A 14,842-nucleotide genomic window follows, 5' to 3' on the forward strand; every position below is an offset into this window, starting at 1 on the left:
GCGTCTACCCGGCCTCGATGTCCAGGCCGATGCGCTCCTCGAGTTTGAGGCGCAGGAGGTGGCCCGCGAAGCGTTCCGACTCTTCGCGGGTGAGGATGCTGCGGAAGTCCGGCCCGTCCGCGATCTCCACCTCCATCACCGCACCGCGCTGGAGGAGGCGGAAGAAGTCCTCCCCTCCCCCGGGCCTGGGCACGCGCAGGGGGATGAAGCCCTTGAGCGGCAGGACGTCCGCGCTGGCGTCGATGACGCGCAGGAGGCCCGGCGCGTCCGGGCGGATGGCGTCGGAGGGGATGGACTCTTCCGCGTAGAGCGGCGCGGGCGGGAGGGACAGGTCCTCGGTGGAGTCGTCGAAGAGGAAGCCGTAGCGGGAGGGCACCCGCTGCGTGAGGAGGTAGCAGAGCAGGACGGCCTCATCCGGCTGCACGCGCGCGACGTGAAGGATGGAGCGTTCAGCCCCCACGCGGCGCAGGAGCAGCGTGAGGTGCGGCCGGCTGCGCTGGAGGTAGCGCTGGACGCGGTCCAGGAGCGTGGCGCGGACCTCCGTGAACGCGGCCTGGTAGCGGGCTTCGCTCTCCGCTTCGCGCCGGGAGACGGCGTCACGGGCCTTGGCGAGCTTGGCTTCCGCGTCGCGGAGGAAGTCGCTGGCGGCGCCCTGCTGCTGGAGGCCCGGAGCTGTTGAACCGGTGTCCATGCCCGCGGCACGGACGGCGCCCAGGAGGAACGAGCCCTGCTGCGTGAGCCGGACCTGTTCCTCCCGGAACTGGATGACGGAGGCGGCGTGCTCGCGCTTCAGTTCCGCCCAGGCGTCGTAGGCGGCCTCCAGTGTTTCGAGCGCGCGCAGTTGCCCCAGCGCGCCCTCGGGCCCGGAGGCCCACGGCGTGTCTGTGTTTCGCACGGGAAGTGACGTGGAGGCATCCACGGCGGGAACATCCACGGGAGTGTCGTGACGCATCGACCGCGCATCATGCTTCGGCGCGTCCGGCGGCGGGGAATGTTTCGGGGGGCCCTTCTTCGCAGCGCTCACGGTGCGTGCTCCCGGTGCAGGGGCCAATTCACTGCGGCCACGCGGGATAATGGAAGACGATCCCCGGGTAACCCACAATCCAGATGTCCTCTGGGTTAGTGCCCTCGATATCATAGACAGGGCCTACGAACGGCTGGGAGGTCCACTGCCGCCCGTTGTACCTATACACTTTACCCTTATCACTGAGCACATAAATGGCGTTCTTCCCGAACGCGAGCACGTCGGTAAGGTTCTCGCCAGAGGGGGACCCGAGGCGGCTCCAAGACGCGCCATTCCAGGCGAGGAGCGTGCCTTCATGTCCCACCGCGTAGGCCAACCGGGAATTGACCACCCGGACGTCAACCAAAGGCGGCGACGCGGGGACCGTGGTATCAGCTATCCAATTCGTGGCGTCCTTGGAATACCTGTAGATTACTCCTGCATCACCGCCGCCTACCGCGAACATCGTATCCAGGGACTGACCGTGCAGACTGCGGAGCGGCCCCTGCCCCACAACCCGGGTAACAATGTACGGAGGAGTTCCACCGTCAACCTGGAACACACCCGAGACAGACGCATCCGGTGAATTCGAGTCTGTTGAGACACCGTGGAGGTCCGCCGCGAAGCCTGAGGCAAACCCATGGATCGCGCTGCCATAGGAAGCCGATCCCACCAGCAACCGTCGAGTGCCACAACCGCCGGCATTGCTGTGATACATGATGAGCCCTGTATCATTGCCCATCATGAACGCATAGCCGTTCGGATGAGCCCAAACACTCAAGATATCAGATGGCGTGGAGGTGGAAGTACATGCGTCGTTCATCAACGTAAACGCGGTTTCACCCGGCCTCTTGACCGCTCGAGCCGCTTGCGAGCCCACGATCCAGACTCCGCCGTCGGGATATTGGGACACGCCATACCACCGCACTCCTCCGTCTCCGATGTTCTGCCCACTCCAACGAGGGCTGCCCTGTGCGCAGGTCCCTTCGTCCACCGTTCCGTCGCAGTTGTTGTCCTGCGAGTCACACAGTTCGCGCTCGCCTTGATGGATGAAAGGATTTCCGTCGTCACAATCACCGCTTTGGGACACGAAGGTCTCATTGGGCGGAGCGCAGGCCACGACCCCTGCATCCGTTTGACCGAAGGAATCCTCGTCGTCGTCTGGATACCAAGTGGGGAAAGTGGCGGGGAGCTGACAAAGCGTGCCGGTTCCTGTCGCATCACAAGCGCGGGCCCCATGACAGCCGCTGCCGTTGTCTACGCAGGATGTACCCACGAAGAAGCCTTCGTCCCTATCTCCATTGCAATTGTCATCCAGCCCGTTGCAGCGCTCGGGTACTCCCGGGTACACGCCTGCATTCGTATCAAGACAGTCATCATGGGGAGCGGTGGTTGGCAGTCGGTTTGGGGGCAATGCGCTCGAACACACTGTCACCTGACCCTTGCTTAAATCACCGTGTCCGTCGTGATCTTCGTCAACCCAGGCGAACTGCGCAGCCGGGGTTGAGCAGATGGTTGCCCCACCTTGGCCACATGCAATGACGCCTGTGCACTCGTTGCTGGCGATGCACGGCTCGCCCTCATGCATCCCCTCGTCACTCACTCCATCACAGTTGTCATCCTGGCGGTTGCAGAGTTCCGCCGCTCCGGGATTCACCTCCGCGCGCGTGTCGTTGCAATCCGTGCCGCCCGACCCCGCGCTGACGTAGCCATCCCCGTCTGCATCCGTGGCCCTCAGTGAGAACGCCAGGTCGGAGACGTCCCCTTCACGCAATACGAATCCCAACTGCTGATTCGCCACGGCTGCCCCATCACAGCCTTGCTCGAATGCATCGACCAACACCGTGCCCTGCAGTCCCCAGTCCTTTGGTGGAGAGAACCCCTGCGTCAGCGGCCTGCCCGCCCGCGCCATTCCCCTGTACGGGACCGTCATCGTGAGCACTGCGTCGCGTTCGGCCTCGCGCGCTGTGATCCGCAGACACCCGGGCTCGAATCCCTGTGCATCCACCCGGATGCGCAACATGCCGCAGTCTTCATCCCCCACCGCGCAGAACCCCTTCTCCCTCCAGAGGTCCTCCAGCGACGGCACGGTGCACCGCACCAGGGCCAACCCCAACAATGACACCCACAGCACGCGGAAACGGGACATGGCCGGAAATCCTACGCCATTCCCCTCTCACCCCGCGCAAACACGAAGGCCCCTCCCCACTCGCGCGGGAAGAGGCCCTCTGTGCACTTCACGCACGCCCTGGAATCAGGTCGTCCGCTGGCCCGGCGGCACCGTGGAGCCCGCGCCCTGCTGGGTGTCCCCACCGCGCGCGTTGTTGATGGCCGTCGCCAGCTTGTCCTGGCCACCCTGGATGCGCTGGCGCAGGTCGCCGCGCAGCTCCGTGCCCGGCTTGTCCGCGAGCAGCATGCCCACGCCCACGCCCACCAGCACGCCGGCCGCGAAGATGCCCAGCGCCGGCAGCGCAGACTCCGCCGTCGTGCGGCGCGTCTCCAGGCCGAGGAGGTCCAGCACGTCGTCCCTGTCCAGCTTCTTCAAGTCCTTCAGGCTCAGCATGTCCGACTCCGTGAGATGACTTCGGGGGAAAGACGCGGGTTGCCGCTCGAATCCTAGACGCTGCCCGAGGGCGGCGTGCCACGACCCGTCTGGTAGCCCTGGAAGGCGGACTCCGCCATGCCCAGGAGCTCATCCTTCACGAAGGGCAGCGCGGCCAGCCGCACGCCCAGCTTGAGGATGCGCCCGGTCAGCGGCGTGAAGAGGCCACCGCCCAACACGTAGCCCACGCCCACGGCGATGGCCAGCGTGCCATAGGGGTTGCGCTCCACGCGCCCCTTCAGGTCCAGCGACTGCCCCAGGTCCGCCACCGCGGTGCGCGCGTTGTCGATGAACTGCTGCGCGTCGGAGCCCAGCTGATCCACGCGCTGGCCGAAGCCCGCGTCCTCACCGTGCGCCGCCGTGCCGTTGCCCGTCGTTCCCGAATAGTTGCTCATGTCCGTGCTCCCTTTCCAGGAAACGGGTTAGCGAGAGGCGATGCGGCCCACGATGAAACCCACGGCGATGGCGCCCAGGAGGCACGTGCCGGGGTTGGCCTTGATGAACCCGACGACCTGACGGTTCAGGTCCACCAGGTTCTGCCGCGCCTCGTCCATGTTCGGCAGCTGCTCCTGAAGGTGCCGCGCCCGGTCTGCCATCTGCTGCGGATTGATTTCCATGGAAGCCCTCTGCTGTGCGTTCGTGATTCCGATTGCGTCTTGAAGTCTTTGCACTCAGCCCCGCCGGCGCTCGTCCGAGCGCCGCGAGCCCACCAGGTAGCCCACGAGGAAGGCGCCGCCCACGCAGGCGTAGGGATGCTTGCGCACCCACTGACGCCAGTCGGTAACCTCCGCCACCTCCACCCGGAGCGCGCTCACCGACGTGGCCAGGTCGGCCCGGGTGCGCTCGATTTCCTCGCGAAGCGCCGCGCTCGTGCGCGGCAGGTGTCCATTGCTAGCGGCCATCCCGCGGCTCCTTGAAAGCCATTCCCGTCGTGTCCTTCAGCGTGTTCACCCCGGGCGCCGCCGGCACCTGCGGGCGGGCCGTGGTGAGCACCGCCATGCTGCGCGACAGCTCGCTCACGCTGTCATCCATCATCTGGCGCGTCTTCATCCGCTTCACCGCGCGAAGGATGCCCAGGCCGCCTCCCACCAGGTTCGCCGCGCCCACGATGGCGAGCGCTCCGGCCCACCCCGTGAACGGGGCGAGCACGGCCGCCAGCGCCCCGCAGACGAAGGCGTAACCCACGAGGAGGAAGGGCACGAACACGGCGATGCTCGCCACGTCCAGGCCCATGGCCTTCGCGTCCTCCGCCAGCTCCACACGCGCCAGCTGGAGGTGCTGCGTCACCAACCGACTGAAGCCGTCCGCCATGCGCCCGACGAGCGCGGCGACGCCGCGATCCGTCTGTTCACTGCCCACGTGCATGCGCTCTCCGGCCGACGCTCACGTCCCTGTGCGCGTGGGCGCCAACCTAGGCACCCCACCTCCCCGCGACAACCGCGCCGCGAGGAAATTGTCCGGCGTTCGCCAGCGTCGGCCACTCAACGCGAGAAACCCCCGGACAGGGGTGAGCCTAGCGCAAGCGCTCGCCCTAGCCGATCAGCTGCACCGGAGGCGCGACGGGAGGCTGCACGGAGATGGGGGCCTCGAAGCGCATCACCAGCGGCAGGTGGTCCGACGCCACACGGCTCAAGGGCGAGCGGTGCGGCGTCACCGACACCGGCCGCACGCCCGAGTCCACGTAGATGCGATCCAACCGGAACAGGGGCAGCCGCGTGGGGTACGTGCGCGCGGCGGCGCCCAATTCGAACGCGGCGTCGTGGATGGCCTCGCGCACCAGCGAGGACACCGGCCCGTTGCCCCAGGAGTTGAAATCCCCACACACCACCATGGGGTCCTTGCGGGCCGCGTCGCGGAGCAGGTCGGCGGACAGCAGGAGCGACTCCTGCCGCCGCCGTTCACTCACGGACAGGCCCAGGTGGAGGCAGAAGACGTGCAGCTGCTGGCTGTCGCCCAGGTCCAGGTCGCAGCGCAGCGCGCCCCGTGGCTCACGGCCCTGCACGCTCAGGTCGTAGTTCTTCGACTTGAGCACCGGCAGCCGGCTGAGGATGGCGTTGCCATAGCGGCGGCCGTTGCGGACCACGTTGGGGCCGAAGGCCATGTGCATCCCGAGCATCCGCGCCAGGTGCTCGGGCTGGTCCTCCCGGGGCGTCTTGCCCCGGAAGTCCCCCACCTCCTGCAGGGCGATGATGTCCGCGTTCACCTCGCGGAGCACCGCGCCCACGCGCTCCAGGTCGAAAGCTCCGTCCACGCCGATGCCGGAGTGGATGTTGTAGGAGACCAGGGTCAGCTCCACGCTCGGTCCGCCCTCCCTAGGCCGGGATGATGCGGCGGGCCGCCAGCCGCGCCGCTTCCAGGGGCAGGGTCGCCAGCCGCTGCACGGCGGACGCGACGTCGCCCACGCCGGTCTGGATGGCCTTGAGCTGCCGGCGCGCCTCGTCGAGCAGGTCCGGCAGACGGCCCTGCGGCGGACGCTCCTGGGTGGGCGGCAGGGCGCCGATGGGCGCCGTCGTCCCGATGATGGGCGACGCGGCCGCCTTGCGCTGCTTCTTCGCGGCGCCGCTCACCTTCGACACCGGGCCGTGGGAGAACTTGGCGTCCGCCTCCGGGCGGGCCAGCTCCTCCAGCTGGAGCTCCATCTTGCGCGCCATGAGGATTTCTTCCGTCTGCGCGTGGCTCTTGCCGTAGTGGATGCCCTCGTGGTTGTCCACGGTCACCCGCGACGACTGGGCCAGCTGTTCCTTGTCGCGCTGACGCAGGCTGCGCTTCTGGACCGGCAGCGTCTTGGGAACCTGGAAGTGGTCGAAGCTGTAGGAGCGAGGCATGCGCGCCCTCCCTTTCGAAGTCGATGCGATGCGTTGATGTGGGAAAGCTAGGGAGCCCCTCGCCGTCCGGAACTCCTTGACGCGCGAGGAAGCGGCACGCCTGCCTGCCGCGCGTCCGGCCAGGAACACCGTTTCGCCTCCAGGGGCACCCAAGTACCGACAATGTCACGCATCCGGCGCTCGCCCCCGTGAGGGGCGGCCAGCCGTCAAGCAGATGGCATCCAGGCGAGCCCTTCCGGGCAGAGAAGCAGACAGCCAACACGCCCGACGCCGGTCCGGGAAGGTTCCGCGCGTGCGTGGTGTAAAGAACCGCCCATGCCCGCCCGGACCCCTGCCCCCTCCCGCGTCCTCGTCCTCGCCCTGCTCGCCACCGGGTCTCCGGCGCTCGCCGCCACGCCCGCCGCGTCCTCCGCCGTGGTGACCGGCAGCGTGCCGGGCGCCCCGGCCGCGTCCGGCCCCCGTGCCCCCGGCGCGCCCACGCCGGGCGCCGTGGTCCAGGGAGAGCTGGCGCCGCTGAAGGTGAAGCCCGTGGACGGGCCGCGCCTGTCGCTCCAGCCCACCCACCCGAAGCCGGGCGACCCGGTGCTGGTGACGGTGAGCGGCGCGTCCGCGCTCCCCACGGGGACGCTCGCGGGCCGGCCCCTGCGCTTCTTCGCGTGGAACGACGGCTACGCGGCCCTCACCAGCCTCCCGGTGGAGCAGGCGGAGGGCAGCGTGCCGGTGGACGTCACGGCCTCCGGGCGCGGCCTGCCGGTGCTGCTGTCCGGCGTGCTCAACGTGGGCGCGCCGGGCTTCCGCGAGCGCGAGCTGCGCGTGGCCAACAAGTACGTGTCGCCGCCCAAGGCGGTGAAGGCGCGCATGGAGGCGGACCGAAAGGCGTTCGCCGCGGCGTTCGCGCAGCCCTTCCAGGCGCCGCTGTTCGGCCAGAACTTCGCATGGCCGCGCGAGGCCACCGTGACGGCGCCCTTCGGCGACCGCCGCTCGTTCAACGGCAAGCTGCAGACGCAGCACTTCGGCGTGGACCTGGACGGCGCCACGGGCTCGCCGGTGGTCGCCGCCAACGACGGCACGGTGGTGCTGGTGCGCGACAACTACGCGTCCGGGAACACCGTGCTCCTGCACCACGGCGCGGGGCTCTACACCGCGTACTTCCACCTGTCGCGCATCGACGTGAAGGACGGCGCGACGGTGAAGCAGGGCGACGCGCTGGGACGGGTGGGCAGCACCGGCCGCGTCACCGGCCCGCACCTGCACTGGGGCGTGAAGGCGGATGACCGGTGGGTGGATGGCCAGACGCTGCTCAAGCTGGACTTCACCGGCGCCCCGGAAGCTCCGGGCATGGCCACCAACGCGCCCGGCCTGGGCAACCCGTAGCGCGCCGCGCGGTCCCCAGGTTTGGGGGCCCGCGAGGCTCAGCCGCGCTTGGGGGCCCGGGCCTTCGGCGCGGCCTTCTCCCGCTTCTGCGGGGGCACGTCCGGAGGGGCCTCGGCCTTCGGGAGCTCGTGCTTCACCGGCTCGGACTTCGAGGGCTCGTGCTTCGCGGGCTCGGCCTTGAGGGACGCGCCCTCCAGCAGCACGCCGTGGAGGAAGGAGTCGGCGATCTGCGCCTTGGCGCGCTCGAGCATCGCCGCGTCGCGCGCGTCCGCGAGCCCCACGACGAACGCGGTGAGCCCCATTTCAATGGAGCCGAAGAGCAGCGCGGACGCGAGCAGCGGATCCACGTCCGGGCGCAGCTCCCCCGCCTCCTTCGCGTGGGTGAACATCTGCGCGCTCAGGCGGATGACGTCCACGAAGGCCGTCTGCCGGTTGATGCGGGCGCCGGCCGGTGAGCGGGCAATCTCCAGGATGAGCACCTTCACCGCGCGGGGGTCCACGCGGTAGGCCTCGAAGGCCACGTCCGCGATGCGGCGGACCTTCTCCACCAGCGGCCCCTCGCTTTCGGCGACGGCGCGCGCGCGGGAGATGAAGCCGCTCCAGCCCGTCTCGAAGACGGTCTCCAGCAGCTCGTCCTTGTTCTTGAAGTAGTGGTAGACGAGCCCGTACGCGACGCCCGCCTCCTTGGCGACGTCCGCGATGCGGCAGCCGTGGTAGCCCTTGCGGGCGAACACGTCGATGGCGGCCCGCAGGATGGTGCGGCGACGCTCGCTCTCCCGCGTCCCGTTCTCTGGCGCCGTCTTCTGCTGGCCCACGCGTCCTCCCACGGCTGGTTGATTCGAGAATCAGCCAACCACGCTACGGACGCGGGGCCCCGGGGTCAATCCTTACGTGGGGCCCTCCGCCACGCCGAGGGGGAGGCGGGCGGAAGGGGTACGCACGGGGAAGGTCCCTCCCCGGGAGGGGTCTCAGGCCGCCGAGCCGTTGAACATCACGCGGGCCACGCCGAGCAGGCGGTCCACGTCGCGCGCGTTGAGGCCACGGGCGCGGGCGAAGTCAGACAGGGGACGCAGCAGGTCCTCCGTCTGGGCAGGGGTCTGCTCGGTGCCCGTGAAGAGCTCACCGAGGCTGACGCTGAGGGCGTTGGAAAGCGCCGCCAGGGTCTCGACGTGGGGAACACGCTCACCGCGCTCGATCATCGACAGGAAGGACACGCTGATCTGCGCACGCTCCGCGAGCTCCTCCTGCGTCCATCGCTCCGGGCGCTGCGTGCGAAGCTCGCGAATGCGCTGGCCAATTCTTTTTCCGAGATCCGACACGAAAGACTTCTCCTCTGGGGGATGTTTCGAGGTGAGTGCAACGCTCGCGTACGGCGGGTGATTCCTACCCTCCCGACCCGAAGGACCCGAAACCGGCCACACTCAGATTAATGCCGGCGAATTCCGGCGACTGATTGCGCCGCAGGATCACCACCCCCTCGATGCGCCAGCAGTCACAGGCGGGTCCGTAGGACACGCCGAAGGTCTGCTGTGCAAGGGGCTGACTTTCCTGGGTATTCAGATCCTTATAAAGCGGTTGCACCAACGCTTCGTATCGCAATCCGAGCCCGAATCCGAGTTTGATTCGCGTACCGGCAGTGAGAGCCTGTGCCCGTTCGGTCGGAGAGGGGTCGAGCTGATCGTTGTGCGACGGTAGGCGACGAGGTGCGTCTCCCACCAGCATGTCCACGCCCCGCCGCACGAAGTCGGGTCCCTGCGCCAAGGGATCCAACCCACGGTCGATGGACAATTGTTTCACGGCCAGCAGGTCGTCGTAGCGAGCGTACAGCGCATTGCCCCTGCCGTTGTCGATGGTGAAGTCCGCGGACAGCTGCGTGATGTCGAGCGTCGTCGGATCCATGCGCACGAGCGCGCCCGCCGTGAGGACGCCGGCGCTGGCGGACAGGCGCGCGAACGTGTCGCGCAGCACGCTGCCCTGCACCGTGTCCCGGCCCGCCACGGGCGCGACGCGGGACAGGTCGAAGCCCTGACCGATGCGCAGGCGCAGCGGTTCGCGGGTGGTGGGCCCCTTGCGGACGCGCAGCGTCTGGTCCACGGCGACCACGGCGTGGAGGAAGCCGCGCACGCGGCCATCGGACTGGAGCGGCACCGCGGAGTCCCACTCGTCGTAGAGGAGCGGCAGCGTGCCGGAGCCGTTGGACTTCAGGGCGGTGAGCCCCGTGCCCCAGCCGCCGGGCACGTAGCGCAGGCTCACTGACGGGGCCAGCGTGTGGCGGTAGAGCGTGTCGCCGTCCGTGAAGGTGCGCGCCAGCTGCGAGTCCAGCACCAGGTCCGCCAGCGGGTAGCCGCGCGCGGTGGTGCGGCCGGAGACCTCGCCCACGGACACGTCCTGGCGCAGCCCCACGGAGGGCGTCAGCCGGCCCCACGTGCCCAGCCCGTAGGACGTGGACAGGCGCGGGGCCAGGGACACGCGGTCGCGGCCCTCGCGCTCCATGGGGTCGAAGCGGCCATTGCCCTCCAGCAGGTCCTTGGGCAGCGCGAAGTAGTTGAACTCCAGCGGGTAGCCCTCCGGGCGGAACAGGCGCAGGGGCGCGAAGCTCGCGTCGAAGCCGTCGTCCGCGTAGCCGTTGCTGCGCAGGGGCGCCAGCCGGCTGTACTCCACGTGGAGCCCGCCCATCACGCGCCCGCCGAAGAGGGGCCGCTCGGGCAGGGCCAGGGTGAGTCCCGGGAAGCGCTGGAACGTCGTCGGGCCGTGGGGCTCGGTGGTGACGTTGTCCTCCGTGGCCTCGGCGGGGATGGTGTTCGTCTGGAAGAAGCGGAAGGGGTAGCGCAGGTCCTGGCGCAGCGACACGTCCAGCCCCAGGTAGCGGTCGTCCTTGCGTTGGTACACGACGGCGGTGCTGCGCAGGTAGTTGGTGTTCTGCACCAGCAGGTCGGCGGTGAGGTCGCGCGTGTAGAAGCCGTCCGACACGAAGTACGCGTCGACGCGGTCATGCCAGCCGTCGCCCAGGTCCTGCGTGTGCTGCCAGGACGCCTCGCCGCGCACGCCCCGCTTCTCGTCGACGATCTCCGAGGTGTAGTCGCGCTTGCCGTCCGGATCCACCTCCCGGTAGACGCGCAGGAAGTCCAGGGAGGTGGGGTGCAGCCGGGGCCGCAGGTCGTAGAGGAAGCCCAGCGTGGCCCTTCCCCGCGTCTGGTTGCTGGGGACGTAGCGGAACTCGGTGAGCAGCCGCGGGCCCTTCACGCCGTTGGGGCGCGGCTCGCGGATGGTCGTCCCCTCCCGCTGGGAGAAGAAGGGGTTCGTGATGTCGCCGCTGCCCGTGATGATGCCCGGCGTGAACGTCAGGTCGTAGCTCTCCCCCAGCGTGACGAAGACGGGCACGTCCAGCGCGAAGCCGTTGAGGGCGGAGTTGGACGGGCGGGGGATGAGCAGGCCGGAGCGGCGCTCGGCCAGGGGCAGGTACAGCCACGGCAGCGCGAACACCGGCACCGAGCGCACGTACACCACGGGCCAGGTGAGGATGGCGCGCTCGCCCATCTTCACGTTGGCCTCCTTCGCCTCCACGCGCCAACCAGGCTCACCGGGGCCGCACTGGCACGGGGTGAAGGCCAGGCCGTCCACGGAGAAGGCCGTCTCCCCCGTGCGGCGGATGCGCGTGCCGCTCATGAGGACGGGGGTCTCCCCCAGCTTGCGCAGCTCGTCCGGCGTCTTGGCGGCCTGGAGCGCTTCGGGGGTGACGCCCTTCTTCTGCATGAAGAGGCCGCCCTTCACGTTGGCCTCGTTGGAGCGCAGGTCCACGCGCACGTCGTCCGCGATGGCGGCCATCAGGCCGCTGACGAACATCACGTTGCCGGTGGCGGTGGCCACCTGGGTGGCCTCGCTGTACGTCACTTCGTCCGCGCGCAGCACGTTGGGGCCGCTGCGCAGCTCGCAGTGGCCCCGGGCGGTGAGGACGTCGTTCTCGTAGACGACGTAGTCGGCCGCCAGCTCGACGACCTCGCCGGTGGGCAGCTCCACCTGCGTGGCCAGCGGAATCTGGGCCGACACCCAGAGCGTCAGGACGACCGGGGCAAGGAAGCTCATTCGGGAGGCGTGGGCGGTGGGCGCCGTGCCGGCAACGGCGCCCTGCCCGTCCTACCGGCCCGGGCGCGGGAAGTCGAGGGTGATGAGGCCGCCTTCCTGGCGTGTCTCATAACGAACCCCCTGCTTCAGCTGGATGACGACGCGCACCGTCTGGCCCGCCCCGGAGAAGGCCTCCACCCGCGACACGGCCGACGGGAAGAAGTGCGTGTCCAGGGGCAGCGTGTTGTTGGACTCCACCACGCGCGTGTTCTCCAGCTCCAGGACCACCTGGTTGCCGGAGCCGCTCACCGAGTAGCGCACCGGCTCGTTGGTGCGCACGAACACGCGGGAGCTGTCCGGCTGCTGCTGGAAGCCCACCAGCGTCATCGTCTTGCGGCGTGACGACACCGCGCCCCCGCCGCTCTCGCGCGACTCGGCCGCGGCGCTGCCCTGGCTGGGACGGGCGCGGGACTCGCGGGCCGCCACGGTCTGCTGCTGGCGGCGCTCGCGGGCCTCCGCCGCCTGCTGGCGCTTCGCCTCGGCGGCGGCCTCGCGGGCCGACTGCTGCTCCTCGCGGCGGGCCTGCGCGGCGGCGCGGCGCTCCTCGTCCTTCTGGCGCCGCTCGTCGGCGGCGGCCTGCGCGGCGGCCTTCTTCTGCTCCGCGGCCGTCCTGGCGGCGGCCTGGCGCTCCTCGGCGGCGGCCTGGGCCGCGGCCCGCTTCTCCTCGGCGGCGGCCTGCGCGGCGGCCCGCTTCTCCTCGGCGGCCGTCTTCGCCTCCTCCTCGCGCTGACGCTTCTGGTCGGCGGCGGCCTGGGCGGTGGCGCGGCGCTCGTCCTCGGCGCGCTTCGCGGCGGCCTGGGCCTCCTCCTCCTGGCGCTTGCGCTCCGCGACGGCGGCCTCCTCGGACTTGCGGCGCTCCTCGTCCTGGCGCTGCGCGGCGACCCGGGCCTCCTCCTGACGCTTGAGCTCCGCGTCCGAATCCGCCTTGGCGCGGGCGGCGGCCTCGGCGGCGGCCTTCTCCTGGGCCTCGCGCTCCGCCCGGGCGGCGTCAGCGGCGGCCTTCACGGCCTTCTCCTGCGCCTCGCGGTCCGACGCGGCGGCGCGGGCCGCGTCCTGGGCGCTGGCCCCGGCGGGCGTGTTGGCCGCGGCGGTGGTGCCCTGCGCCGGCGTCCCCTGCCCTTCCGCGGGCGTGGCCTGCGCGACGGCCGTGCCGCCCCCGCTGCCCAGGACCTTCACCACCAGCCGGGTGCCGGACGACTGGATGTCCGTCTCCACCTCGCGCTCGTAGCCGATGAGGATGCGCGCGATGGACGCGGACTCCGTGCCGTACGTGGCGGTGCGGATGCCGGTGACGGTGCCGTTGCCCACCGGCTGCTCCTCCGCCACGCCCTGGAAGACGGCGCCGGACACGTCGATGACGAGCCGGGGCGGATCCGTCATGGTGAAGCTGTTGAAGTCCGGCTTCTTGCTGCCGGTGATCTCCACCGTCCCGCCGCTCACGGAGATGGCCGTGATGGTGTTGAGGTCCGCCGGCTGCTGCGCCAGCGCCACCAGCGGCACGAGCCACAATCCGAGCAGCGACACCGCGAAGCCCTTCATCGACCACTCCCGTGACATGCGTCAGAAAACAGACGCGCGCGAAATTATCACGCGCCCGGGAGGCACCAACTTTTCAGGCTGACCGGAACGTCCGCGCTTCAACGCAAGCGCGGCAGGGCCGGCGAGCGCGTGCGGTGCGTGCGCGTGTACTCGATGAGGTTCTTGATGTCGTAGCAGATCTGCCGGATGTCGTGCCCCATCGTCAGCTCGACGTGGCTGTTGCCCTTCACCGGCCGCCACAGCAGGTACTCGCTCTTCGCGGCGCGGTACACGCTGCGCGTGGACTCCACGGACGCCAGCGGATCCAGGTCCCCGAAGATGATGGCCATGGGAATCTCAATCTTCCCGAAGCCGCGCTTGAAGTCGTAGTCCGTGCGGTAGCAGACCATCTCGCCCCGGCGGATCCACCGGGCGAACTGCTCAATCACCTTGCGCGGCTCGCGCTCGCCGCCCTCGCGCAGGAGCCAGCGGATGTCGTCGCGGCTGACACGCTCCGTGTTGATGAGCCGGTTCAGCTTGCGTGTGAAGCGCTGATACAGCGCGGACTCGTCCGCCTGCGCCAGCTGCCGCTCCACCCACTTGAGCACCACGTCCACCGGCACCGCGTTGAACACGAGCGGCTTGGACGCGTCCGGCTCCAGGCGCTTCTGGAGCGAGGGGCTGAAGGCGCCCGCCCCCTTCGCCAGCAGCGAGCGGGTGAGCGACGCCGCGCGGCGGTTGAGGTTCAGCCCGCCCAGCGTCAGGTCCACGGCGCCCGCGACCAGCGGTGAGCCGTGCGCCAGCGCGCGCAGGAGCATGAAGCCGCGGCCCAGGTCCGCGGGCGACCCGATGGTGATGAGCCCCTCGAAGTCGTCGTGGATGCCGGCGTAGCCGTAGCCCAGCATGCCGCCCATGGAGTGGCCGCAGTAGAAGACGCGCTCGCGCCGGGTGATGCGCTTGACGCCGGAGACGGCCGCCGGCAGGTCGTAGAGGAAGTAGCTGTCCAGGTCCCAGCCGTAGTCCAGGTCCTGCGGCAGCGGGCGCTTGAAGCGCTCGGCGCGCTCCTTCTGGAAGGCGATGGAGCTCTTGCCGTGCCCGCGCAGCTCCAGGATGTGGATGTCCACGCCGAAGAAGAGCAGGTTCTTGACGAACTGGCCGCTCGTCCACGTGTGCCGGTTCTGGGAGAAGCCGTGCACCAGCAGCAGCGGCTCACCGAACAGCGGCTGCGCGAACGCCTGTTTCACCGGCCGGTAGCGCGTGATGACGAGCGACCAGCCGTCCGCCGTCTCCACCACGTAGTTCGTCTTGGAGTAGAGCGCCCGGAAATCGACCTCATCGACGGTGGGCATCGGAGGTCCCGGAAGCGCTGATCTCCAGTCCGGCAGGCGCATGTCGCAA

15 protein-coding genes are annotated in these 14,842 nt (G+C 69.6%); 1 reads left to right on the forward strand and 14 read right to left on the reverse strand.

The window, feature by feature from the left end; genetic code table 11:
* Positions 1-4 precede the first annotated feature (4 nt).
* The 9 genes from NR792_RS13255 to NR792_RS13295 all read right to left on the reverse strand — a co-directional run bounded on the left by NR792_RS13255 (position 5) and on the right by NR792_RS13295 (position 6,430).
* Positions 5-952: a hypothetical protein gene (locus tag NR792_RS13255; protein ID WP_375760410.1), complete on the reverse strand. Its 948-nt coding sequence runs from the start codon at positions 950-952 to the stop codon at positions 5-7.
* A gap of 100 nt (positions 953-1,052) precedes the next feature.
* Positions 1,053-3,152 carry a MopE-related protein gene (locus NR792_RS13260; RefSeq protein ID WP_375760411.1) on the reverse strand — a complete coding sequence of 700 codons (2,100 nt, stop codon included), beginning with the start codon at positions 3,150-3,152 and terminating at the stop codon, positions 1,053-1,055.
* Between the two features lie 105 nt (positions 3,153-3,257).
* The gene (locus tag NR792_RS13265; protein ID WP_375760412.1) at positions 3,258-3,566 is read right to left on the reverse strand and encodes a hypothetical protein; all 309 of its coding nucleotides are present in this window, start codon (positions 3,564-3,566) and stop codon (positions 3,258-3,260) included.
* 53 nt (positions 3,567-3,619) lie between these two features.
* Complete coding sequence (locus tag NR792_RS13270) at positions 3,620-4,000, reverse strand: hypothetical protein (RefSeq protein ID WP_375760413.1); 381 nt, start codon at positions 3,998-4,000, stop codon at positions 3,620-3,622.
* Between the two features lie 27 nt (positions 4,001-4,027).
* The gene (locus tag NR792_RS13275) at positions 4,028-4,222 is read right to left on the reverse strand and encodes a hypothetical protein (protein ID WP_120527523.1); all 195 of its coding nucleotides are present in this window, start codon (positions 4,220-4,222) and stop codon (positions 4,028-4,030) included.
* A gap of 54 nt (positions 4,223-4,276) precedes the next feature.
* Positions 4,277-4,507: a DUF3618 domain-containing protein gene (locus NR792_RS13280; protein WP_207056058.1), complete on the reverse strand. Its 231-nt coding sequence runs from the start codon at positions 4,505-4,507 to the stop codon at positions 4,277-4,279.
* A complete protein-coding gene (locus NR792_RS13285; RefSeq protein WP_375760414.1) occupies positions 4,497-4,970 on the reverse strand; it encodes a phage holin family protein in 474 nt (157 codons plus the stop codon). Before NR792_RS13285 ends, NR792_RS13280 begins: the two co-directional genes overlap by 11 nt.
* 166 nt (positions 4,971-5,136) lie before the next feature.
* On the reverse strand, positions 5,137-5,901 hold the full coding sequence (locus tag NR792_RS13290; RefSeq protein WP_375760415.1) for an endonuclease/exonuclease/phosphatase family protein: 765 nt from the start codon (positions 5,899-5,901) through the stop codon (positions 5,137-5,139).
* Positions 5,902-5,917: 16 nt separating this feature from the next.
* Entirely contained in the window at positions 5,918-6,430 is a 513-nt protein-coding gene (locus tag NR792_RS13295; RefSeq protein WP_375760416.1) for a hypothetical protein, read from the reverse strand.
* A 315-nt stretch (positions 6,431-6,745) separates the two neighbouring features.
* Between NR792_RS13295 and NR792_RS13300 the strand changes: the two genes are divergently transcribed.
* Positions 6,746-7,804 carry a peptidoglycan DD-metalloendopeptidase family protein gene (locus NR792_RS13300; RefSeq protein ID WP_375760417.1) on the forward strand — a complete coding sequence of 353 codons (1,059 nt, stop codon included), beginning with the start codon at positions 6,746-6,748 and terminating at the stop codon, positions 7,802-7,804.
* 38 nt (positions 7,805-7,842) lie between these two features.
* Here the strand turns inward: NR792_RS13300 and NR792_RS13305 are convergent, their stop codons facing one another.
* The 5 genes from NR792_RS13305 to NR792_RS13325 all read right to left on the reverse strand — a co-directional run bounded on the left by NR792_RS13305 (position 7,843) and on the right by NR792_RS13325 (position 14,835).
* On the reverse strand, positions 7,843-8,619 hold the full coding sequence (locus NR792_RS13305) for a TetR/AcrR family transcriptional regulator (protein ID WP_375760418.1): 777 nt from the start codon (positions 8,617-8,619) through the stop codon (positions 7,843-7,845).
* A 153-nt stretch (positions 8,620-8,772) separates the two neighbouring features.
* Entirely contained in the window at positions 8,773-9,123 is a 351-nt protein-coding gene (locus NR792_RS13310) for a helix-turn-helix domain-containing protein (protein WP_014398120.1), read from the reverse strand.
* A gap of 64 nt (positions 9,124-9,187) precedes the next feature.
* Complete coding sequence (locus NR792_RS13315) at positions 9,188-11,887, reverse strand: LPS-assembly protein LptD (RefSeq protein ID WP_375760419.1); 2,700 nt, start codon at positions 11,885-11,887, stop codon at positions 9,188-9,190.
* Between the two features lie 51 nt (positions 11,888-11,938).
* Entirely contained in the window at positions 11,939-13,465 is a 1,527-nt protein-coding gene (locus NR792_RS13320) for an AMIN domain-containing protein (RefSeq protein WP_375760420.1), read from the reverse strand.
* 98 nt (positions 13,466-13,563) lie between these two features.
* Positions 13,564-14,835 (reverse strand): alpha/beta hydrolase, encoded by a 1,272-nt coding sequence (locus NR792_RS13325; protein WP_375760421.1) that lies wholly within the window; start codon positions 14,833-14,835, stop codon positions 13,564-13,566.
* Positions 14,836-14,842: the final 7 nt, after the last annotated feature.

It is taken from the genome of Corallococcus exercitus (assembly GCF_042231735.1).
Taxonomy (GTDB): Bacteria; Myxococcota; Myxococcia; order Myxococcales; family Myxococcaceae; genus Corallococcus; species Corallococcus exercitus_B.